This is a genomic window from Lutimonas sp. (assembly GCF_051011215.1).
GTDB lineage: Bacteria > Bacteroidota > Bacteroidia > Flavobacteriales > Flavobacteriaceae > Lutimonas.
Genome location: NZ_JBPCUJ010000081.1, coordinates 80763 through 103874, shown reverse-complemented (window position 1 = coordinate 103874; position 23112 = coordinate 80763). Strand labels below are relative to the sequence as shown.

Sequence of the window (23112 nt, the reverse complement as noted above, 5' to 3'; positions counted from 1 at the left end):
ATAGGAATAATAAAAATCGTCAAAAGGCCAATGAATTATTAACGCAACAAAAAGAAAGAATCCAAGATACTTTGGCAGAGTTAAATGCAACTCAGTCACAACTCATTCAATCTGAAAAAATGGCTTCCTTAGGTGAGCTGACCGCCGGGATTGCCCATGAGATTCAAAACCCATTGAATTTCGTTAAAAACTTTTCAGAGGTCAGTACAGAGCTGATCGATGAGATGATTGAAGATATAGATGCAGGAAAGGAGCAGGAAGTCAAAGAGCTGGCATCAGAGATTAAAGAGAATCAGGAACGGATCAATCATCATGGTAAACGAGCTGGATCCATTGTAAAGGGAATGTTACAGCATAGCAGGATCAGCTCAGGTGAAAAAACATCAACAGACATTAATGCTTTATGTGATGAGTATTTAAGATTGTCTTATCATGGTTTAAGAGCCAAAGACAAGTCTTTTAATGCTGATCTTCAAACGAAATTAGCCGAGAATCTACCAAATATTGAGGTTGTACCTCAGGATTTTGGCCGGGTATTGCTTAACCTGATCAACAACGCTTTTTATGCGGTTAAAGAGAAAAGCGAAGCAATTGGCAAAGACTTTAAGCCGATGGTCAAGGTTAGTACCAGGCTCTTAAAAGATCAAGTTGAAATTAAAGTATCTGACAATGGAAATGGTATCCCGACAGAGGTAAAAGATAAAATCTTTCAACCGTTTTTTACGACAAAACCAGCTGGTCAGGGCACGGGTCTTGGACTTTCCTTGAGTTATGATATTGTGAGGGCCCATGGTGGGGAGTTGAAGGTTGAAACCAATGAAGAGAAGGGTACCGAATTCATCATTGAACTACCTCTAAAGAGCAGAGCTATATAATCATGAAAAAAGGAAGTGGAAGATTTTGTACCTTTAATTGATTATTCATCAAATTACCAAATCCAAGGTCATGTCAAAATTTATTAGTCTATTCGTTTGTCTCTTCGTTTTTAATCTTTCATTCAGTCAGGCTGAAATCTATGAGTTGAGAACCTATGAAATCGATTTTTTTAAAAATGAACAAGTTCTTCATGATTATTTTCAAAAGGCACTGCTTCCGGCATTCAACAGACAGGGAATTCAGCATGTTGGCGTTTTTGAAGAATTGGGAGATGCCCTTCCGAAAAAAATGTATTTATTAATAACTTATACTGATTTACAGGCCTTTTCAGATCGTGATGCAGCGCTGACAAAGGATGAAGTCTATACCAAGGATGCCGCTGCCTATATGAAGACTGGCGCGAGCGATTTTCCATTTAAAAGAATGTCAAGTTCATTAATCAGAGCTTCAACTGTTTTTACAAACCTGGTAAAACCTGCTAATGATTCGGGTGTGTTTGAATTACGTATTTATGAGGCCTATAATGAAGATGCTTTGCGTAGAAAAGTCAAAATGTTCAATGATCATGAGTTTCAGATCTTTGAGGATGTGGGTTTGCCTATGGTATTTTTTGGAGAAAATATTGCTGGCGAGCAAATGCCCTGTTTAACATATATGTTGGCCTTCAAAGATATGGAAGCCCATAAAAAGGCTTGGTCTCAATTTGGCCCACATCCAGAATGGCAGCGAATTGTAAAGTTGGAAGAATATGCCAATACAGTGAGCCTGATCACGAGAGTATTTTTAAAACCTGTAGATTATTCTCAGTTATAAATGATTCAATACAGTATGTTTATGTAGATTTTATGAGGTTTGAGGACTCACATAATACATGTCAATTTCTCCTTTGTTTTTAGCCTTTATTTTACCGCGATATTCACAGTCAAAAGTGTCTTTTATTTTGTGATAGGTAGATCCTGACACATTGATCTTACCAGGTGTACCACTGCTTTCCATTCGGGAGGCTGTATTGACCGTGTCACCCCAGATGTCATAGGCATATTTACTTTTTCCCACAACGCCGGCAGTTACAGGTCCTGAATGTATACCTATTCGAATCTGATAGGCGGCTCTGTTTTCTTTTTCCTTTGTTTTATTCAGCTCATCCAGGAATACTAGTATTTCATTGGAGGCTTGGACCATGTTTATGGCTGCATCATTTTTTTCGCTTTCATCCAGCCCGGAAGCACATAAATAAGAATCGCCAATGGTTTTGATTTTTTCAATTTTATGCTTTGAAATGATGTCATCAATACCCGAGAAAAATTCATGTAATTCGTTGACCAGCATGTCAGCATTCATGCTTTCACCTAGCTTTGTAAAGCTTACAATATCACAAAACATGACAGAAACATTATTGTAACTCTGAGCCTTATACCCACCAGTACTCTTTAGTTCTTCAGCGGCATGTTTTGGTAAAATATTTAATAAAAGTGAATCTGATTTTTCCTTTTGTTCTTCAATTTCTAATTTTTGTTTTTCGATTTCCTTCGTTCTTTCAATCACTTTTTCTTCCAGGTTTTCATAGAGAATGGCATTGTCAATTGAAATCCCTATTTGTCCAGAAAGCATTTGCAATAATCGGATACGGTTTTTATTAAAAACACCCTTGATAAGGTTGTTTTCCATATAAAGTAAACCATTTGTTTTTCCTTGAGAAGTCAGTGGTACGCACATCATAGAAATGGTTTTATTTCGAATAATGTACGGGTCACTATTAAATCGTTCTTCGACGCCGGCATCCTTGATAGCGGCACTTTCATTAGAATGCCAGGCATAATTAATAAAGGTGCTGGGAACTAATTCAGATTTTTCAAATGGAATGGAATTATGAATTTTAAACTTCTCATCCCCACTAACACCTTCCGCTTCTATACATAAAACATTGTTCTTTTCATGAAGCAATACACCACGTTCTGCACCTGCGTTTTCGATTGAAATCTGTAATAATTTTTTTAACAGATCGGTATATTTCACCTGACTGGCGATGGTTTGAGAGGCTTTAAGAACACTGGCCAAATCGAGAGCCGACCGGCTAGAAGTTGACGTGACGGAGTTTTTAGAAACTTCATTTGCTCTTTTCTTAGAAGCAATCATCCTGTAAAGTTCAGGATAATCGTTTTCGAGATGACTGCACTTTGTGTGGGCTCCCCAAATTTTATAGGCCTCCCAAGAATCCAAGAGGTAGACTTCACTTTGTTTTAGTAAGCCGTTTGATTGACAAATATTTGCTGCTTTTTCATTGGCCAAAGCTTCAACATATTTGAAATCATGTTGTGCTGCTAGTTGAATCGCCTTTTCGTAAAGTTTTTGGGCCTTCTCTGTTCTGTTTTGAATGGCATTATAATCGGCTTTCAAAAGGTAGAAATGCTGTAAATAGTTAGAAGGGCAGCCATTGGACCATTCTTTAAAACTCTTTAGATGTCGCTTTAAAACCTTCAGATACTTCTTTTTTTCATCCTTGTTAAAATCCGGATAACAGGCCACGATCGTTAAGGAATTATAAAACGCTCTTAGGGCATTGCATAGGTCACCTAAAAGGTTGTCCATATAGTTGTCAAGAATCGTATCTTCTACAAGAGCGTCATGGAATCGCTGGGAATAGTATAAATGAATTAAATGAGCAGTATGAAAAACAGCAAGTTTGGTCTGGTTACCTTCAATTTTTAACCTTTGTAAGGTTTTCTCTCCGTTAAATGAATCATCGTTCCAAGTCTTTTCTGAGGTTAATCCATTTAACCATTTGGTTAATTGGAAAAAACCTAAAAAGAAATCCATTCCACCCAATCCATTTTTAATAAGAGACATATGTTCTGTTGAAACATGATAGATCTCATTTAAATTTTTTCCACCGATGTATGCATTCCGGATATAGAATGCCACAGTATACCCCGTGAATACCTGATCACCGTTTAAGACACAAGCTTTTATCGTCTGTATCGTATCATCATATGTATCTTTAAAAGGGACCCTCCAGGAATTATGGAAACATAAGACTGTGTAATAGAGCCGCCATTTAATAAGAGGTGAATGCGTTTTTGTATGAAGTTTTAAAGTTAAATCCCAAAGTTTAAATCCCCGCTTTTGCATCTTCATCGCCGAAAGCACAACCACCGAGAAACCGGAAAACCCCCAGCCGCTGGCATCAGTGAAACCATTTTGAATAAATAGTTTTATAATTTTAAAAATCACCAGCATCATCAGGTTTTTGTCCTGCTGATAGGCACTTGTGGCCAGGTCAATCAGAAAACTGTTTAACGCTATATTTTCTTCGTCATCGGAATCCTCTATTTTAAAAAACCGGTCGGTATTGCTATATTTTGTTGAAAATAGGAAGAGGTATTTGGTCATGGTCACTAAAGTGGCTGCCTGAATTGCCCTTTTAGTTTTTGGAAATTGAATATTATAAAGTTTTGCTGCTTCCATCCCTAACCTCAAAGATTCTTGGGTATTTCCTATTTTTAGATATAAGGAAGAATGGATATAATATACTTTAAGCTTATCAAAATTAGTTTTGGAATGAGCCAGTACTTCTTTGAATTGAATTTCAGCTTTTTCGGTATTGTGATTAAGATATTCACACTCTCCAAGTTCTTTCAGAATGTTATAGGTATACTCATAATTTGTTGACCAGCTATCTGTTCCTAGCAAGGTTTTACCCATCTCGAGAAAACGAACTGCTAAATCATAAGAGATAGAACCCTTTGCCTTAACACCGGCTACAAGGCATAATTCTATCAGACGGTTCTTTTCTTGTTCATTATCTAGAAGGTCTAAGCCAAGTGCAAAATGGTTTAAAAGTTCAAAAATTCCTTCATGTATTTCGTTTTCAGGTTTTTTCAACAACAATCGACCAATCTGCAAGTGCATGGATGCCAAATGCTTCTCATCAATTAAGTTATAAGATGCTTGTTGGACTTTGTCATGAGTAAAAGTGAACTGAGCTGAATAATCTGTTAGATTATAATCGAAATCATACTGATCTGTAATTGAACCAAAAGCGAGTGATCTATATTTTTTATCTAAAGTATTAATATGTCCATCCTGAATGGCAATTTTTAATGAATGATAAATGCTTGCAGGAGATTTGCCGGTTAATTGAATCAGTTCGTCTAATTTGAAGGTGTTTCCCAGAACGGAAGCAATTTTCAACACTTCCTGGGTGGCATTGGGAAGAATAATAAGTCCTTCTGTTAATAGATCGATGACATTTTCAGTATAGTTTAAACGATCAATATCTGTAATATCAAATTTCCAAGTTCCGTTTTTTTTCTGCTGAACTAATTTTTTGTCGTATAGTGATTTTAAAAAACTATGAATAAAGAATGGGTTTCCTTTCGTTTTGGAATAAACCAATTTTCCGAGGATCTTTGATTCCCCTTCAGACATGGTGAAAGAATCTGCGGTAATCTGACACGTAATTTCTTCATTTAAAGCTTCCAGAAGAATCGTTTTGACTTGCTTTTCTGTTTCTTCTATTTGTTTTAAAGTAATAAGTAACGGATGTCCTGTTTGTACCTCATTGTTTCTATAAGAACCAAAAATTAAAATGCCATTACTATTGTCGCTGTCAAGAATTTTTTTGACAAGATTCAAGGATGATAAATCTGCCCATTGAAGATCATCTAAAAAAATCACCAAAGGCTTTTCATTAGTGCTAAAAGCGGATATGAAATCAAGTAAAACCATAATAAACCGTGATTCCTGCTCTGCTGGCTGAAGTTTTGGAACCTCTGGAAAATCCTTAATAATTTTGGTTATTAATGGCACTACCTCGGCAATGAGACCAACGTTATCTCCAAGTAATTCTTGTATTTTTTCTTTCCATATCTCAATGATGTGATCTGGTTCTGAAAGTAAGTTTTTGATGAACTCTTCTGTTGCTTCGATGAATGCATAATAGGGAATATCCTGTTTGAACTGATCAAATTTACCGCTCAAAAAAGTGCCGCCTTTTTGAATTATTGGGTATTTGATATGTCTGATCAAAGCTGATTTACCCGTTCCTGAGTACCCTGCGACCAATACCAGAAATGATTTTAACTCATTGATTTCATCATAATAACCGAGCAGCTCTTCCTTTTCATTTTTACGTCCGTAAAGCTTTTGACTCTGCTTATATTCTCCTGAACTATCTTCATTTCCAGGAACAAAACCTACGAGTGTTTTATTGCTTTCAACATGCTTTTTAATAAGTTCTAAATCATGTTTCAAACCTTTCGCAGTATGGTATCGATCTTCTGGATTTTTCTCCATCAATTTGTTTATGACTTCCTCTAGTCCATCGGGCAGAAAGGACAGAATAGAACTCAAAGGTGTTGGGATTCTTGAGAGGTGGAAGTGTATAATTTCAAGCGAATCAATGGAGTCGAAAGGTGGTTTTCCTGCGACAAGTTCATACATCAAGATTCCTAAAGAATAAAGATCACATTTGTGTTTGACTAAATAAGCGGTCCTTCCTGTTTGTTCTGGTGAAATATAGTTTAAGGTTCCTTCTATCTGATCAGTATGAAGTAAATCATTTCTTTCTGAATTCAGTTGAGAAGAAATGGCAAAATCAATAAGTTTTATTTTTCCATCTTCGGTTAACATAATATTTGCTGGATTGATATCCTTATGTATGACACCATTTTGATGAATATAATGGAGAATATCTGCCAACTGAATGGAAATATCAAGCACATCTTCAATAGATATTTCTTTTTTGAAAATGGATTCTTTTAATTCTTGCCCCTCGATATATTCAAGTACAAGAGCCATGTTGTTTCCTTCAATTACAAACTCATGTGCCTTGGGAATTCCATGGTGGTTTAATCCTTTCAAAATATCAAATTCATGACCAAATTTGGAAGATCGGTTATCCTCATGAACCAGTATAGATTTCTTTAAAACGACTTTTTCACCATCTGCCTCACGATTTGCTAACCAAATTTCATGATGCTGATTGATATTGAGCATTTTTAAGGTTGAATATCCCTCAAACGATATGTTTTCTTCTACTGCCAAGTATTTATTCTTTTATAAGTACCATCAATCCATAGTACCATAATTTGTTCTGAAGTGCTTCGTATTGTCTAATGGAGGCCAAATGATTTCCATGATTCACATCATTACGGAGACCTATTTTTCTTAAGAATGTGCCGAAGCCCCAAAGTTTGTTTGACATTGAATGCAGATGGGATAGTGAAGGTTCTGTAAATTTTGTAATGTCTTCTAATGTAAAATCAGCAAAGCCCGCACTTTGAACATTTTGCTCATGTTCATCATAAGTGTCGATATCTTTAATAGACCAGCCACCGAGCCATGAGTGGAGCAAGGCCTCTCCGTCTTCAGATAATGGTCTGTCCGTTCTTATGTAATCGGCACATACAAGCCTTCCTCCAGGTTTAAGCAGTCTATAGGCTTCCTGGTAAAATTTCTTTTTATCCTGAGCATGGCACATACTTTCGCAGGCCCAGATCAATGAAAAACTCTCATCTTTAAATTCAGTATTGCAATAATCCTGTTCAGAAAAACCAACCCGTGATTGAAGTTGTTTCTTAGAGGCCAGTTTCTTTGCCTTCTGAACCTGATGAGGAACTAGTGTAATACCTTCAACTTTTACATTGAAATTCTCTGCCAGCCATATAGAACTGCCGCCTCGGCCGCATCCTGCATCTAAAATTACATCTCCATCTCTTACGCCCGCCTTTTTTGCCATTACTTTATTTAGGTTTAATAGCGCTTCTTTGTGCGTGGTAACTTCATCGTCATAGAATCCGAAATGAACTGAATTATGATTGTTTCTGTACCAGAGAATGCGATAGTCGAGCCTGGTGTTATCGTAATAACTAATAATTGATTCTTTGTAGTTTAGATCCATTTAATTTATCCTTTTAATTTCCAGTTAGCTTGAAGTGTTTTTGGTATTCTGAATCCTGTATCCTTTCCTTCTCTATAATGTACATTCAATATCGAAATCATAATGCCCCCGAGTGCTGACATGGAATCGATAATCATATGTTCTTCGAATTCCTCGATAGGGTTACCAGTATCTTTATGATGCAAGATGTTGTGAATCATCGCCAGATGAATATCAATTAATTGTTGATCTTTTTTTGAAACTCCAAACAGATTCATGAAAAAGTCAAAAATCTTTTGAAACCATCCAACATGCTGTTTTGATCCGTTTTTTTCCTTTAATGTTTTATGGTATCCCTTTAGCTCTTTATGAAAGTGAGAACGAAGCTTCTTATCATGTGCATCCTTTTTTTCTTTTGTTGTATGAACTTCAAACAATTCTGGAAATTCCTTTTCAAAAGACGGACCTAGCATTTTTTCGAAACTATCCGGAAAACGTTCATCGGCCAACATTCGTTTCATCATCATTAAAGTGAGTTTTGTTGGTAAATGAAACTTGTCCATCGTCTGGACCAAGGCTTTTGCCAGGATAACACCAGAATAGGTGTCTCCTCTAAACAGGTGATCGTATATGGTGTGTTGAAGGGTCCAGGCTTCTTCCACATCTTTACTGATCAGGTCATCTTTAACACCCATAATTTTAGCAATGGTCTTCCAGGTATGAAACCATGCAGTCTGTTCTTCGGGTGACAATTGATCTCCTAAAAGCTCAAGTCCTTTAAAAAATTCAAGAGAAAAAACCTGGTTGGTCGCAATAAGATCTTCTTGACTTATAGGTTTGCCCCATTCAGAATTCCATTGTTCATTGGTATGGTTATCATCTAATATGATATGCCGCATTCCAGCGTGCATGATCCTTACCTTAGTGGCTGTTAAGATGCCTCTTTTTTCAGGGGTCCACCATTGTTCATCCATTACATCAAAAACAAATTGTGCCGTTTCAAATATTCTTCGTTCGGCATGATCTACCAGTAATTTGGTCATTCTAAGTACATTGGCGGGTTTTTCTGCGCGGTAGGTAAAAGGAAGAGATCTGAAAAATAAAATAAAAATAAATTTCATTCCATGTTCCTCCCAAATCTTATATGTTTGATTAAAATACTTAATATCCTCATCAGAAAAAGTTAAGCTGAGTTCTTTTTCAACAAAGTCATGCATAGAGGCAGGTAATTCTTTGGATACAAAATCGTCGTTTTTTGCCATATCCTTGAGCATACCTACAAGATGCTTCATTGAATGCGATTCAAAAATGGATTCAACAGCATCATCTGCTGGTTTATCCATTATCTGCCTTTGGTCGTCAAGGTTTATTCCATGCCAGATAAATTGTTTTTTAGCCATTATAATTGATTTGGTTGGTTTAGATTTGGTGTTTAAAATGTTTCGACAGTCAAAGTTTTTTATCAAAGACATTAACTTTTAGAGACTATCCAGGACCATTTATTTTGGTTTAAGATAATTAAAAATGTTCAGTTATTGCTAAATGCCTATTATTGTCATGGCTAAAGAGATTCATTCTTACTTGTTTTTACAAGTCAAAATGGACCAATGGCCTTATATTTTTTCCGAATAGACCATTTTAGTTTTCAAAGGAATTTAACGATCAATCTTTTGACAAGACCAGCGCCAGTGCATTTATCAATTGATCAACCTCCTGACTAGAGGTATAGTGTAGAAATGAAATTCTTATGACTCCAGGATCTGTTGGGATATCCATATCAATTAAAGGACGAACAGCATAAAAATTTCCCATGCCAAGCATGATTTTTTGCTCAATGAGCTGGGCATAAACCCTCTTTATATTTTTGTTTTTTGGAACTATTGAGATGATTGGAGCTCTATCCGTTGACTCCGCAGGTCCGATAATTTCAATATCATTTCTTGTTTTTAAAAATGCCAGTAATTGATCCATGAGTTCCTCTTCATGATCCTGAAACAATTTGTTAATAGCCGCACCTCTCTCAGCGGGACTGACTTCTTTTTTGAAATGATGATGGTAAACAGTGTCGAAATAGTCAATGATTCCGGTAGAAGCTGCTATTTGCGCATGATCTGGTCCGGCAGGTGTCAGCATACTTCTCGTGATACCTTCTTTAAAATAATGAGATTGATTTTCCATTTTTAGAATAAGCTTCTGATCTACATACATCAAACCAAGATGAGGTCCATAGGTTTTGTATAGCGAGAATAGATAAATGTCACATTCCAATTCTTTTATGTCAGGAAAGCCATGGGGTGCGTATCCTACGCCATCCACTACAGATAGTGCGCCGTGTTGATGACAAAGTTGGCTGATCTCCTTTACGGGATTCACATGCCCTATTACATTGGAACAATGTGGAAAAGCAAGCATTTTTGTACGTTCTGAAAACAGACTTTTTAAGGTATCAATTTTGAGTAATCCTGAGGATGACTCAACATGCCATTCGATGACTTTAATACCCTTTTTTTCCAATCTTCTCCAGGCACCTGCATTGGCTTCGTGGTCCTGGCATGAAACAATGATTTCATCTCCGTCATTCCACATGGGTCTCATGGCATTGGCCAGAACATAGATGTTTTGCGAAGTGGAAGGCCCTAAATGTATTTCAGCTGCATCCACATTTAAATATCCTGCAAGTTCGCCATACGCAGCGTCCATTAGATTTCCCGCAAGAGTTGAAGCTGGAAAAGGATAATGTACCTGCACCTTGTTCTTCATGTAAAAATCGGTGAGTCGATTAATAACCTGAATACAAGGGTAAGATCCACCGGCATTTTCAAAAAATGCCCAGCCTTGAAGTGTTGGTTCAGAAAAAGCAGGAAATTGTGAGCGAATAAAATTTAGATCTAGTTTCATAGATGAATTTAAGTTCTTAAAGTTAATGAAATTGACCAAATCTTGACCGACGGATTGAGTAAAATCAAAGATGATTTTTATGCCAACCTCCAGAAGGTGAGAAATGGAAGGTCATGATTTTTTTGAAAGGATTCTCATTTTTGTAGACTAAGCACTAAACAAAATTTAAATTTGAAAAAATGACTTCAAAATTTTCCCCCGATATTTTTTTGATTTTTGTGGCAATATGGCTTTTTTCTGTGAATGGTTTTGCGCAGGGATGCAGTGATGCAGGAGTGTGTACAATAGATAGTTTTAAACCTCACGAACATGATGCCAGTTATGAACTTCAAAATAGTTTTAAGGTTGGTTTTAATGTGGGAGCCGCTGATTATGATATTGGCGTGTTTGGTACATACCTCGATTACAGAAGAGAATTCAATGAACGCTTATCAGTAGATGCAAAGTTAACGACCCTTTCTCAGTCAGGGAATGATATTTCAACATTCGGATTGTCCGATATTTATGTCAATGGAAATTATAAATTAGGAAGTCGAACGTCATTAACTGTAGGATTTAAAGTTCCTCTATCGGATGCCAATAAGAAAGAAGATGGTTTGGCTTTACCCATGGACTACCAGTCAAGTTTAGGAACTTTTGATTTGGTTTTAGGAATCGGATACAATATTAAAAAATTACAATTGCTGGCGGCAATACAACAGCCCTTAACACAAAACAATAATGAATTTCTGTCAGATTTATACTCATCTGATTCGCCTTTGAGTGAGTTTCAATCGACCAATCAATTTAAAAGAAGCGGGGATGTAATAATTCGAGCATCTTATCCTTTAAACCTTGGTAAAAAGTTCGTTTTTACACCAAGCTTACTGCCGATTTATCACTTGAGTAATGATAAATTTACCGATATTGATGGTATTGAAAAGGAAATTGATGGTTCTCAGGGCTTGACCTTGAATTGGAATACGTATTTTGATTATTATCTAAATGGCAAACACAGCCTTCAATTGAGTTTGGGTTCTCCGTTTATTGTCAGAGAAACCAGACCAGATGGTTTAACCAGAAGTTTTGTTGCGAACATACAATACAGGATAAATTTTTAGAGAATTAAGATTCAGTTGAATTCTTTAAGCCATTAACAAAATACATATTGAGTTTACCCTTGTTTTTGGCCTCTATTTCACCTCTATAAGAACAGTTATATGCTGCCTTGATAAGCTCGAAAGTAGATTCTGAAACATTGATTTTTCCCGCTTCCGAATTTGATTCCATGCGCGAAGCGATGTTTACCGTATCACCCCAGATGTCGTAGGCAAACTTTTTTATTCCTACAACTCCAGCGACCACAGGACCTGAATTGATGCCTATTCGAATGTCAAAGTGGGCAATTTCGTCTGAATCATTTTCTTTGGTCTGTTTGACGAATTCTATAATTTCAAAAGCGGCTTCAACTGTTTTAATCGCGTGATCATTGGTGGGAAAAGGTAGCCCTCCGGCAATCATATAGGCATCACCAATTGTTTTTATTTTTTCAAGCCCATGTTTTTCTACTATTTCATCAAACCTGGAATAATAAAAATTCACACTTTCAACTAGTTTCTCGGGAGATAATTTTTCTGAACGTCGTGTAAAACCTTTAAAATCAGTAAAAAGAACACTGGCTTTATTAATTTTTTTTGCCTTAACTTTCCCGTTTTTTATTAATTCTTTGGCTGTTTCTTCAGGAAGAATGTTTCGAAGTAATTTATTGGAAAGATCTCTTTCTTTTTGAATGATGGAACTGGTTTTTTTAATGAAAACATTGCGCCTAAACAAGGCAATAGCAAAAAGTGAAATTGATACTAAAGCGATAATAATAGCGATGATAATCACACGTTGCTTTTGTTGTTTCTCGTCTAAAAGATCAACTTCGATTTGTTTTTGAGTCACTTCGAAATTGGTTCGCAAATCAGCTATTCTCTCTACAGATTCAATATTTATGATACTATCACGATATATATAATATTGATTTAGGTATTCAATGGATTTTTCAAATTCATTGTTCTCCTGGTAGAGTTCTGAAAGTTTCAAGTATGCATCTCTAATTTGTCCCTTCAGCTCGTATTCTTGTGCTAACTGAAGACTTTTTTCGGCGTATTTTTGAGAATTTGACCAATCATTTTTTCTGAGATAGATATCAGACATATAGGTGAGATAGACCGAAATAGCGTAATAATCTTTTACTTCTTCAAGAATTGCAATGGCTTTGTTGATCTTTGTTTCGGCAAGGTCATCTTTTCCTTGTTCGGCAAGAACCATACCCATATTTCCATTGTTATAAGCCAGGCCAATGGTGTAATTAAGATTATTAAAGATGGCATCGGTCTCCTCAAAATAAAGCAAGGCTTTATTATATTTTTTGTTATTAATTGCTGCATTGCCAGCGTTCAATAGTACAGATCCCAAAGTGATTGAATCGTTGTGTTTTCTGATTTTATCAATGGCCTTTTCATAGTATAGTTCAGAGTTCTCATGATTGCCTAATTTTGAATATACCCCTCCAATGGACATATAGGAAATACCTTCCCTGTCTGTGAATTTATGTTCAACAGCGATTTCTATACTTTTAAATAAATCAGTCAGCGCTTTTTCAAATTCCTGGTTAAAGGAATAGGCAGTTCCTCTATGAAAATAACCATTATAAAGGTTTTTATTTTGGTTAGATTTGGCTGATAACTCAATTAATTCTGTGGCATACCTAATAGCTAAATTGAGATCATTGAGTTCATTAAAAGTTAAATTTTCAAGTAATTTAATACGTTCAATGCCTTGAATACTCTGGTCGGAGTAATATACGGCTAGGCTATCGGCTATTCTTTGGTCTTGGGCAATTAGAGATTCGATCGCCCAAAACAGGATAACTATGGTTACATAGCCTTTTAAGGCTTTTAAAAAAATCGTATGCGGTTTAGAATTATCCACCACTTCCAGGAGGTCTTACTCTAATCTCAGGGTCTACACGGTAGCTACCATTTCGTAAGCCACCATTATTGCCATTGCTAACTGTAAACGATATCATATATTGCTCGTTTTCGTCATCAGTATCATTCTGAACGGTTCCGATGACTTTTTCAGGAGATTCACCATTCCCATGTAGTATTGTTTTTCCAAACACATTGCTTTTTTTTTCATGACTAATACTGGTAATATTCACGATGTCATTTGGAGAAGAAATTGAAAGTCCAATCCAAGTAATATACTCTCCTGGATCGACGTATGTATACCAATCTTTGTTCTTCTGATGGTCATTTTTGGGCCATCCTAACCAACAGCAATTGTCTTCATTACCAGGGACAATGTTCTCAGTATCTACATAGAGAATTACATGATGACTTTTTATAGGATCTTTTTTGTATTCGTGATCTTTCATAATTTAACTTTAAAGTGAATAACTATTTTGTTTATTCAAAATACGTTCGATAATTCTTTACTAAAAGTCATCAAGGACGAAAGCCCCATATTTCTTTCCGAAGAGAGACTTTTAGTTTTCAAGCTTTATTTTACTTTTTGAACTCAGATGATCCGTAAATAGTGAATGCAGTGTCTTTATAACTGTCAATCTGAGTGTTCCGTATGATTCTAATTTTGTAACGATTTCAAAAGATATTCGTCTATTCATTATAATCCAATTGAAATCAAATCATGAAAAAATTAGTAGTATTATCCGCATGTATTGTCTTCTTTCTAAACGCTTGTAATGATGATGACACCTATACGGGAGAAGGCCCTATTGTTACTAAAGAGTTGACACTTGAAACATTTTCGGCCATAGAGGCAATGGGTTCTATGAATATAGTAATTTCTCAAGGTTCTGAGCAAAAAGTAGAGGTCACAGGACATGCCAATATCATTGATCGAATAGAAACCTCGGTAAATAATGAGGTTTGGGAGATCAAATTAAAAGATGGTAGTTATAAGAATGCGGATTTGTCATTTAGCATAATAATTCCGGAATTGAATGCGGCATCTATGGAGGGATCGGGAGATATAGATATCAACGATTTTACCAGTAAAGAAAATGTTTTTCTAAGAATTATTGGATCTGGTGATATACAGTTAGATGAAAACACCGGTTGTGAAAATTTGAATATGGTGATTGAAGGATCGGGAAATATAAACGCAAATGGCGCCTTTTCGGATTTAGTGAATGTCGATATCGAAATTATAGGTTCTGGCTCTTCTGACGGCTTTGTATTAGAGGCCGATCAAGTAGAAATAAATATTGTTGGAAGTGCCGATTGTTCGGTGACGGCCAATGCCACTTTAAAAGTCACGATAGACGGATCAGGTTCTGTGAGATACAAAGGGGAGCCCGTGATTGAATCTGACATTTCCGGATCTGGAAAAATTATCAATAGCAATTGATTTAATAGTTTTTGCATGAAGCCATCAAACTTTGTTAATTTGATGTTTTAGGGATATTGTGTATCTTGCTTTTCAATATACATAAGGCCTCTGAAATGACGAGGAGGTTTTTGACTAAATCATAAAATTTTAGATGGAAAGACGCGAATTAATTAAACTGGTGACCATGGCAACTGGAGCGGCCTTAGCGGTTCCCTTATCCAGCTCACTTTTAACGGCTTGCAGTGAGGCAAAAAAAGTCGAGGCATCCAATTATTCACTGACCTACTTCAGCGAATCAGATTTCGCTTCACTTCAAAATATGCTGGATATTATTATACCAAAATCGGATAGCCCTTCTGCCGTTGATGTTGGAGTAGACCAAATAATTGATAATATGGTAGGTGTGGTTTACAGCCCTGATCAGCAAAATGAATTCACTGAAAAATTTACGGCCTTAATGAGCCACACTGTTAAACCAAGTTTGGAAAGTTTTAAAACCTTAATGGCATCAGATGAAGAAAAAGACGCCTTGGCTAAGGCAGGCCTCTTGGATGTAAAACAACAGGCAGTTGCATATTATTTATCGACTGAAGAAATAGGAAAGAATTATTTAAATTATTTACCGGTTCCCGGAGAATACGAACCTTGTATTTCGGTTGAATCTGTAGGAGGAAAAGCATGGACATTATGAGTTCGAAAGAAGGAGCAGAAAATACCTTTGACGCCATCGTCATTGGCTCGGGTATAAGCGGAGGTTATGCAGCAATGGAACTGTGCACCAAAGGTCATAAAACATTGTTACTGGAAAGAGGGAGGATGGTCAGGCACGGAGAATATCCAACTGCGAATATGGATCCCTGGGATTTGCCCAATCAAAATAAAGTGCCTCATAAAGAAATAGAGGAGCATTACTTTCAGCAAAACAGGTTGAACTGGTGGTTAAATGAGGATAATAAACATTGGATCAATAGGGACAGTGACTATTCTTATGATGAGGATAAAAGGTTTGATTGGATAAGAGGACACCATGTGGGTGGCCGATCCATCATGTGGGGTAAACATTGTTATCGTTGGAGTGATATAGACTTTGAAGCCAATAAAAAGGAGGGTGTAGGTGTAGATTGGCCCATTCGATATAAAGATATTGAACCCTGGTATGATAGGGTAGAAACCTTTGTAGGTGTGAGTGGTCAAAAGGAAGGTTTGAAACAGGTGCCTGATGGTAAGTTTTTACCGCCATTCCCATTGAATTGTGCTGAACAGCATTTTAGAGAAGAGGTTGCTAAGGTTTATCCAGAAAGAGTAGTGACACCGGGTAGAGTAGCTCATTTGACTGAATATGACCCCGAGATTCATAAAGGACTTAGAGGCAAGTGCCAGAACCGAAACAGATGCCATAGAGGTTGTCCGTTTGGAGCTTATTTTAGCAGTGTTTCATCAACAATTCCCGTGGCGGATGAAACGGGTAATTTAACGATTCGTGCCAACAGTGTTGTGGCAGAGATTATCTATGATGAGACATCAAAAAAAGCTTCTGGGGTGAGGGTCATTGACAGTGAGACAAAAGAGGAGATCATTTTTAATGCGCGCATAATATTTTGTAATGCAAGTACTGTCGGAACTACGGCGATCCTTTTGAACAGCCGTTCAAAAACCTTCCCGGAAGGATTAGGCAATGGGAGCGGAGAACTAGGTCATAATGTGATGGACCATCATTATGGAATGGGAGCATATGGTGAAATGCCTGGATTTGATGATAAATATTACAAAGGAAGAAAGCCTGCGGGTTTTTATATTCCAAGATTTAGAAATATTGATAATGCAACTGAAACAAAGGACTATATAAGAGGTTTTGGATATCAGGGATCTATAAACAGGTCTAAAAATAATCCTGCAGGTGTAATTGGGGATGAATTGAAGGATCAACTCTTTAAGCCAGGACCTTATTTTTTAGGAATGTCAGCATTTGGAGAAATATTGCCCAATCATGAGAACAGGATGTATTTGAATTTTGAGAAGAAAGATAAATACGGAATCCCGGTAATTACTTTTGATGCCGCCTTAAGAGAAAACGAAATAAAAATGAGAGAGGATGCTGTAAAATGCGCCGTTGAAATGCTGGAGGCAGCGGGTTGTAAAAATATTGGATCCTTTAATGGTGAAACTGCTCCAGGTGCATGTATTCATGAAATGGGAACTGCCAGAATGGGTCGTGATCCTGAGACAAGCGTCTTAAACAAATGGAATCAGATGCATGAAGTACCCAATGTTTTTGTTACGGATGGTGCTTGTATGACTAGTTCGGGAACACAGAATCCCAGTATAACCTATATGGCCTTAACTGCAAGGGCTGTTGATTATGCTGATAAGCAGATCAAAGCTGGAAGATTATAGAAAAAGAAAAGATATACAGATAATCGAAAAAATGACAGCTCTAGAGAGCTGTCATTTTTTATTTTTGAGCAGGTTTTTCAAAGCCTTGATTGAATCCTTTCGTTTCAGCAATATTGCCATCTGGTTTTTGATTTATGGCATGATAAAAAAGGCTTATAAATTAATTTCTATAAGCAGCAGAACAGTCTACATCCTTTTACAAAGATGTTAAACCCGATTGGCTTGACTTTTATTTGGCATCAACCAATTCATCCAGCTTTTTTGCACTTTTTTTGGTACTTCAGATTTGATTTCATCGATTTTTTCGATCTCCCAATTCTCAAAATACTTGCCTTTTGCAGTAAGACGGTAATAACCTTCTCTTCTAACGCTTTCTACGTAACCATTTTTTGCAAGGTAGTCAATGGCCTCATTTAATAAGGGTCTTGTATTTGCCTCGTCTTTAAACTTTTTCCTTGAATAATTCCAAATACTGTATTCGTTAAAATCCAATTTGTAGGGTTGTAGAAACTTTAAAATTCGGGTAGTGTTGGTTTTAGTAATTTCATCCATAGCCTAGAATTTGTTATTGTTATACTCAAATATAGGGTTTTATTGCTTGTAAATCAATGATATATGTCATTTTTATCTTAGAAGCTTGCTGCTGTTGTTGCTGCCAGAATTTTTCGATAGCTTTACGATTCATTCAATTAAACACTATGAAGCGTTCATATCTAGCAATTCTCTTAATCATTTCTCTTATTTTTTCCGGGTATTCCCAAGGTAAACCTGCCTATGAATTGTTTAATAGCAATGGTAAAAAGGCCAAATATGATAAAATGATCAAGGATCTTGCTGAAAGCGATATGGTCTTTTTTGGTGAATATCATACCAATCCAATCTCTCATTGGCTGCAATTAGAAATGAGTAAAAGTTTTTATGAAGTCAAAGGAGAGAAACTTTTTTTTGGTGCCGAAATGTTTGAAAATGGAAATCAACTGGTCTTGGATGAGTATTTACAAGGATTTTATAAGGAGGATAAAATGATTCCTGAAATAACGCAGATGTGGGGGAATTACAAGACTGATTATAAGCCTTTGTTGGATTTTGCTAAAGAAAAAAACCTACGTTTTATAGCTACAAATATACCGCGACGCTATGCTTCCATGATCAATAAGAAGGGTATAGAAGTGTTAAAAGAATTGAGCCCGGAGGCACTGGCCATGATCGGACCTGATCTTGAGACTTATTTTGACCCTACTGTCAAAGCCTACGCGGAAATGGCAGATATGATGGGAGGGCATGTTCCGCCGAACATGTTGAATATTCAAACGGCTCAGGCGGCTAAGGATGCAACCATGGCTCATTTTTCATTGAAGAACTTTAAAAAAGGAGATTTTCTATTTCATTTTGAAGGGTCTTATCACTCAAATTATGGCCAGGGAATTATTTGGTGGATTAATAAAATACGGCCAGGACTCAATATTAAATCTGTTACAACCGTGATGGCAGCTGAATGGGAGGAATTTGAAAAGGAAGAAAAAGAAACAATAGCAGATTATATTATTGTTGTCGCCGATTCTATGACTCAGACAAACCGGTAAAATCGTCTTTTTAAAATCCACAGAGTTTGAGTTTAAGTAACATTATGGAAGCTGATGCTTCTAATAGTTAAAACAAGGAAAATGAAAAATAAAAATAAAGCTGGAATTGGAGTGGCTTTGGGAGTAGCCATAGGGACGGCAGTAGGAGTTGCTACTGATAATATTGGACTTTGGTTGCCAGTTGGAATTGCTCTGGGTGCTGGTATAGGTGCCGGCATGAATAAGAAAGAGCATAAACAGGAATAGGTAGTATTAATCTCTTTTACAAGTTTCAATGTGTTTAAAATTCAAAGTGGTCGAATAGTAAGTTGTGTGGTTGTTCCAAGGAATGAGAATTTAATTTATTATCATTATTTTTAACCTATGCATATAAAAAAATACTACTCTTCTCTTGAAATGGCCATATGGACTCGTTTCGACACTTTTATTTTTCTATTTATCATTTTGGCATGGGTTACTGCGTATTACTTTTTGGATTTGTCCTGGCTCAGGATACCATGGACTCCTTTGGCCCTTATAGGTACTGCCGTAGCCTTTGTGATAGGATTTCAAAATAATGCAGCTTATGACAGAATCTGGGAGGCCAGAAAGATTTGGGGAGGAATTGTAAATGCCTCAAGGACTTTTGGAACCTTTACTCAAGATATGGTGGATAATGAGCATGCCAAGGTTTCCTTGGATGAAAAATCTTTGCAAGATGAAATTCGAATCTTAACATATAGGCATATTGCCTGGATGACTGCCCTTCGATATTCGATGAGAGAATCTAAGCCATGGGAGACTTCGGTGAATCATAGAACAAATAGAGAGTGGGGTATGATACCTCCAGAGAAAGTATCTAATTTAGAAGATGAATTGACCTGTTTGATTTCAAGAAGTGATTTGGACTATGTAATGTCTAAAGGCAACAAACAAACAGCCATGTTGTATTTGCAATCCCATCATTTAAAAAAGTTAAAACTACAAGGAAATATGTGGGAGTTTTCTTTCTTGGAATTAGAGAACGTGATCAAAGAGTTATTTTCTCTTCAGGGAAAAAGTGAAAGGATTAAGAATTTTCCTTACCCGAGGCAATTCGCTACATTGAACCACTTTTTTATGTGGATATTTGTGCTGCTACTTCCTTTGGCATTGGTCCCTCAGTTTGCAGATATCGGGGCCAAAATTGGATCGGACCATTCTATTATTGGAAATTTGTTTATCTGGTTGTCTGTTCCTATGTACGTGATTGTATCATGGATCTTTCATACGATGGAAAGAATGGGAAGAACTGGTGACAATCCTTTTGAAGGAACCGCCAATGATGTTCCTATTTCTAATATAGCCAGAGCCATTGAAATTGACCTTAGGCAAAACTTGGGTGAATCAGGTGAGGAAATTCCCGTTCAGTTTCCAACAACCAAACACACACAGTTTTGACGAATTATTTTAAATAAACCAACCTTACTATGCTCAAAAGATGCTTATTTGTTTTTCTTGTTTTTATACCGTTTCTAGGGCAGGCTCAAGATGAAATAAGTTCTGATGAACATTTGGTGAAGGAAAAGGTTGATGATTTTTTTAAGGCTTTAGAGAAACAAGATACCATTGCTTTAAAAAAGCTATGGTTTAGTGAAGGGCAGGTATGGGCTATTGATAACACGACTGATCCTACCACTTATTCGATGCGGTTTTTTAAGGAAGATCTAAATAGATTTGACCCTAAAACTATATTAAAGGAAAGCGCATTATCGTATGAGATTAAAATTCATAAAGGGATGGCTATGGCCTGGGTTCCATATGACTTTAAGGTGAATGGTGAATTTTCTCATTGTGGAGTAGATATTTTTAGCTTGATGAAAGTGGATAATCAATGGAAGTTTATCTCGGCATCCTATACGGTCGAAAAAGAAAATTGTAAGTAAGATCTTTTGTTTAAGAGGGCCCGACTTATTTTCATTTTGGATTTTTGTTTTTTTAGCTATTAAGTATACTCGAGGCAAAAAGCGTATCTTTAAGGGAACCCCTAAAGCAAAATTGATGTCTAAACAACTAGAAAAAATTACAGAAAAGCAATGTGCCTTACCACCTAAAAAATACGATGATCTTAGCGTCTTATTTTTGAACTGCACCTTGAATAGAACCCCGATTTTATCACACACAGAAGGCTTGATTAAAGTGGCTCAGAAGATATTTGAGGCAAATAAAGTGAAAACTAAAATAATAAGACCAGTTGATTATGATATACCTGCGGGTTTAGGTCTTGATATGTCTAAAACTGATGAATGGGACAAAGATGACTGGCCTATGATTCAAAAGGAAGTAGATGCCTGTGATATTTTAATAGTGTGTACTTCTGTCTGGTTAGGAGAGAAGTCATCTGTCTGTAACAGAACGCTTGAAAGAATGTATGGGTACACCCATCAGTTTAATGAGAAAGGGCAATACAGAGATTATGGTAAAGTCGGTGCTACCTTGATTACCGGAAATGAAGATGGGGTTAAACACTGTGCCATGAATATTTTGTTTTCACTGTCTCATATTGGATATACGGTCCCTCCGCAAGCTGATGCAGGCTGGATGGGAGAAGCTGGTCCGGGACCATCCTATAGAGATGAAGGTTCAGGCGGGCCCGAAAATGATTTTACCAATAGAAATACAACTTTTTTGGTTTGGAACTGTTTGCATCTCGCCAGGATGTTAAAAGATCAGGGTGGAGTGCCGGCCTATGGAAATCTTCCCGACGATTGGGATGCAGGGTGCAAGGCTGGTTTTGACAGTCCTGAACATAAGAGATAAGATATCACTTTTAATTATATTTGAGAAATAAAACAATGCGATATGAAAAATACGTTTTTGACAATTGTCTTTGCTGTTTTTTTAGTAAGCTCTTGCGGTGATGATGATGGTGGACTTCCGCCTGCAAAAAATTATTCTATTGAATATAAGGTAACAGCCTCGGATGGAACAACCGTTAATAGAATTGAGTATCTTGATAAAAATGCAGAAAGGGTTGTGATAGAAAATCCAACGGTACCTTGGGAAATTTCTCTCTCAATTCCAGCTGGTAAGGCTTTAGAGGCAAAAGCTTTTGGAGACATTCCTTTTAATGAAGATTTATCCATTGAGGCAAGATGGTCTCCAGCCATAGATGGTGAGTCGTCTGAAAGTCAGTATCTTAAAAATGAGACAGAAAACTCAGTTATAAGTAATGGAGATGTGGAAATAGAAGGCAGGTCTTTACCAAGATATTAGTTTTCATTTTTAAACATTGCATTGCATCGGTTCAAGGAATAAGAGCAATGGCTCTTAGAGGAGCGCCGCTGCCTCCTTTTATTTTCATGGGCAGGGCTAAGATCTCAAAACCTTCTGTTGGCAGTTGATTTAAGTTTGTTAAATTTTCAAAGGCCGGAATATTATGAGACATCAGAATCACATGACTTTTGAATAAGGTAGATTGACCATAGTCTATACTTGGTGTGTCAATACCAATGGCTTTTATCCGGCGTTTGTCAACAAGCCATTGCGCCGCTTCTTTAGATAAACCTGGAAAATGCAATAAAGAAATTGCATCAGGCCCTCTCTGATCAGTGCCCATATAGTTAACAGCATCAGGGTAGAATTTTGAATAACCTGTTTCTAGCAATACAATTGATCCATCAGGTATTTGTTTTTGATGAACCGATTCCCATTGCATGAGATCTTCTTTGCTGATGAGGTAGTCTCTATCTTTCAAAGCTTTTTCAGAAACGTTTATTTTTATTCCTTTTCCTATTAGAGAGCTCAGCTTTAGTTGATCAACAGTGAGACCGCCTTCGGCAAAATGAATAGGAGCATCTATATGGGTGCCTCCATGTTCAGCGGTAGAAAAGTTATTTGCCGTATAATAAAAACCATTGTCGGTTTGACCGGCAAATACAGTATCAAGCTCGAAGGTTTGTGCAGTTACCCAATAGATCGTTTCTTTGGAATAGTCATGAGACAGATCTATAATTGAATAATCTGAAAGGGATGCTTGGCTTTTACCGGAGGATTTGCTTTGGTCTGTCCTTGATTCACAACTGCAGATGATGATAAGAAGTATAGCTGGGATTATTTGATGTTTGAATGTCATAAATT

At 36.7% G+C, this 23112-nt stretch carries 20 protein-coding genes; 12 read left to right on the top strand and 8 right to left on the bottom strand.

All coding sequences use genetic code 11. From position 1 onward, the window contains the following. Together ACR2MV_RS07860 and ACR2MV_RS07855 are read left to right on the top strand one after the other, a co-directional pair. The coding region (locus tag ACR2MV_RS07860; protein WP_434021360.1) for a sensor histidine kinase at nucleotides 1-875 on the top strand (875 nt) is incomplete at its 5' end. A 70-nt stretch (nucleotides 876-945) separates the two neighbouring features. After that, nucleotides 946-1689, top strand: a complete 744-nt coding sequence (locus tag ACR2MV_RS07855; protein ID WP_434021359.1) for an NIPSNAP family protein — start codon at nucleotides 946-948, stop codon at nucleotides 1687-1689. Nucleotides 1690-1719: 30 nt separating this feature from the next. Here ACR2MV_RS07855 and ACR2MV_RS07850 read toward each other — a convergent pair whose 3' ends face one another. From ACR2MV_RS07850 to ACR2MV_RS07835, 4 genes are all read right to left on the bottom strand, one after another. After that, nucleotides 1720-6921 (bottom strand): adenylate/guanylate cyclase domain-containing protein, encoded by a 5202-nt coding sequence (locus ACR2MV_RS07850; RefSeq protein ID WP_434021358.1) that lies wholly within the window; start codon nucleotides 6919-6921, stop codon nucleotides 1720-1722. Between the two features lie 4 nt (nucleotides 6922-6925). After that, the gene (locus ACR2MV_RS07845; protein WP_434021357.1) at nucleotides 6926-7777 is read right to left on the bottom strand and encodes an SAM-dependent methyltransferase; all 852 of its coding nucleotides are present in this window, start codon (nucleotides 7775-7777) and stop codon (nucleotides 6926-6928) included. A 5-nt stretch (nucleotides 7778-7782) separates the two neighbouring features. After that, nucleotides 7783-9156, bottom strand: coding sequence for an oxygenase MpaB family protein (locus ACR2MV_RS07840; protein WP_434021356.1), 1374 nt, complete (start codon nucleotides 9154-9156; stop codon nucleotides 7783-7785). 262 nt (nucleotides 9157-9418) lie between these two features. Next, nucleotides 9419-10654, bottom strand: a complete 1236-nt coding sequence (locus ACR2MV_RS07835) for an aminotransferase class V-fold PLP-dependent enzyme (RefSeq protein ID WP_434021355.1) — start codon at nucleotides 10652-10654, stop codon at nucleotides 9419-9421. Nucleotides 10655-10833: 179 nt separating this feature from the next. Here ACR2MV_RS07835 and ACR2MV_RS07830 point away from each other — a divergent pair, with 179 nt between their 5' ends. Next, on the top strand, nucleotides 10834-11754 hold the full coding sequence (locus tag ACR2MV_RS07830; protein ID WP_434021354.1) for a hypothetical protein: 921 nt from the start codon (nucleotides 10834-10836) through the stop codon (nucleotides 11752-11754). Between the two features lie 4 nt (nucleotides 11755-11758). Here the strand turns inward: ACR2MV_RS07830 and ACR2MV_RS07825 are convergent, their stop codons facing one another. Beyond that, nucleotides 11759-13612: an adenylate/guanylate cyclase domain-containing protein gene (locus ACR2MV_RS07825; RefSeq protein ID WP_434021353.1), complete on the bottom strand. Its 1854-nt coding sequence runs from the start codon at nucleotides 13610-13612 to the stop codon at nucleotides 11759-11761. Next, a complete protein-coding gene (locus ACR2MV_RS07820) occupies nucleotides 13605-14060 on the bottom strand; it encodes a hypothetical protein (RefSeq protein ID WP_434021352.1) in 456 nt (151 codons plus the stop codon). Before ACR2MV_RS07820 ends, ACR2MV_RS07825 begins: the two co-directional genes overlap by 8 nt. 272 nt (nucleotides 14061-14332) lie before the next feature. Between ACR2MV_RS07820 and ACR2MV_RS07815 the strand changes: the two genes are divergently transcribed. From ACR2MV_RS07815 to ACR2MV_RS07805, 3 genes are all read left to right on the top strand, one after another. Then, nucleotides 14333-15055: a head GIN domain-containing protein gene (locus tag ACR2MV_RS07815; protein WP_434021351.1), complete on the top strand. Its 723-nt coding sequence runs from the start codon at nucleotides 14333-14335 to the stop codon at nucleotides 15053-15055. Between the two features lie 133 nt (nucleotides 15056-15188). Continuing rightward, nucleotides 15189-15728: a gluconate 2-dehydrogenase subunit 3 family protein gene (locus ACR2MV_RS07810; RefSeq protein WP_434021350.1), complete on the top strand. Its 540-nt coding sequence runs from the start codon at nucleotides 15189-15191 to the stop codon at nucleotides 15726-15728. Then, entirely contained in the window at nucleotides 15725-17431 is a 1707-nt protein-coding gene (locus ACR2MV_RS07805; RefSeq protein ID WP_434021349.1) for a GMC oxidoreductase, read from the top strand. The genes ACR2MV_RS07810 and ACR2MV_RS07805 overlap by 4 nt, the downstream gene beginning before the upstream one ends. Before the next feature lie 207 nt (nucleotides 17432-17638). Here ACR2MV_RS07805 and ACR2MV_RS07800 read toward each other — a convergent pair whose 3' ends face one another. Beyond that, complete coding sequence (locus tag ACR2MV_RS07800; protein ID WP_434021348.1) at nucleotides 17639-17983, bottom strand: hypothetical protein; 345 nt, start codon at nucleotides 17981-17983, stop codon at nucleotides 17639-17641. 146 nt (nucleotides 17984-18129) lie between these two features. On the opposite strand from ACR2MV_RS07800, the gene ACR2MV_RS07795 reads away from it, so the two are divergent. The 6 genes from ACR2MV_RS07795 to ACR2MV_RS07770 all read left to right on the top strand — a co-directional run bounded on the left by ACR2MV_RS07795 (nucleotide 18130) and on the right by ACR2MV_RS07770 (nucleotide 22248). After that, the gene (locus ACR2MV_RS07795) at nucleotides 18130-19014 is read left to right on the top strand and encodes a ChaN family lipoprotein (RefSeq protein ID WP_434021347.1); all 885 of its coding nucleotides are present in this window, start codon (nucleotides 18130-18132) and stop codon (nucleotides 19012-19014) included. A gap of 81 nt (nucleotides 19015-19095) precedes the next feature. After that, nucleotides 19096-19260, top strand: coding sequence for a hypothetical protein (locus tag ACR2MV_RS07790; RefSeq protein WP_434021346.1), 165 nt, complete (start codon nucleotides 19096-19098; stop codon nucleotides 19258-19260). Between the two features lie 117 nt (nucleotides 19261-19377). Continuing rightward, the gene (locus ACR2MV_RS07785) at nucleotides 19378-20433 is read left to right on the top strand and encodes a bestrophin family protein (protein ID WP_434021345.1); all 1056 of its coding nucleotides are present in this window, start codon (nucleotides 19378-19380) and stop codon (nucleotides 20431-20433) included. Between the two features lie 29 nt (nucleotides 20434-20462). Beyond that, nucleotides 20463-20918 (top strand): hypothetical protein, encoded by a 456-nt coding sequence (locus ACR2MV_RS07780; protein ID WP_434021344.1) that lies wholly within the window; start codon nucleotides 20463-20465, stop codon nucleotides 20916-20918. A 115-nt stretch (nucleotides 20919-21033) separates the two neighbouring features. Continuing rightward, on the top strand, nucleotides 21034-21792 hold the full coding sequence (locus ACR2MV_RS07775) for a flavodoxin family protein (protein WP_434021343.1): 759 nt from the start codon (nucleotides 21034-21036) through the stop codon (nucleotides 21790-21792). Nucleotides 21793-21834: 42 nt separating this feature from the next. Next, nucleotides 21835-22248: an MmpS family transport accessory protein gene (locus tag ACR2MV_RS07770; protein ID WP_434021342.1), complete on the top strand. Its 414-nt coding sequence runs from the start codon at nucleotides 21835-21837 to the stop codon at nucleotides 22246-22248. 31 nt (nucleotides 22249-22279) lie between these two features. Here ACR2MV_RS07770 and ACR2MV_RS07765 read toward each other — a convergent pair whose 3' ends face one another. Continuing rightward, nucleotides 22280-23107, bottom strand: a complete 828-nt coding sequence (locus tag ACR2MV_RS07765; protein WP_434021341.1) for a cyclase family protein — start codon at nucleotides 23105-23107, stop codon at nucleotides 22280-22282. Between the last annotated feature and the right edge of the window lie 5 nt (nucleotides 23108-23112).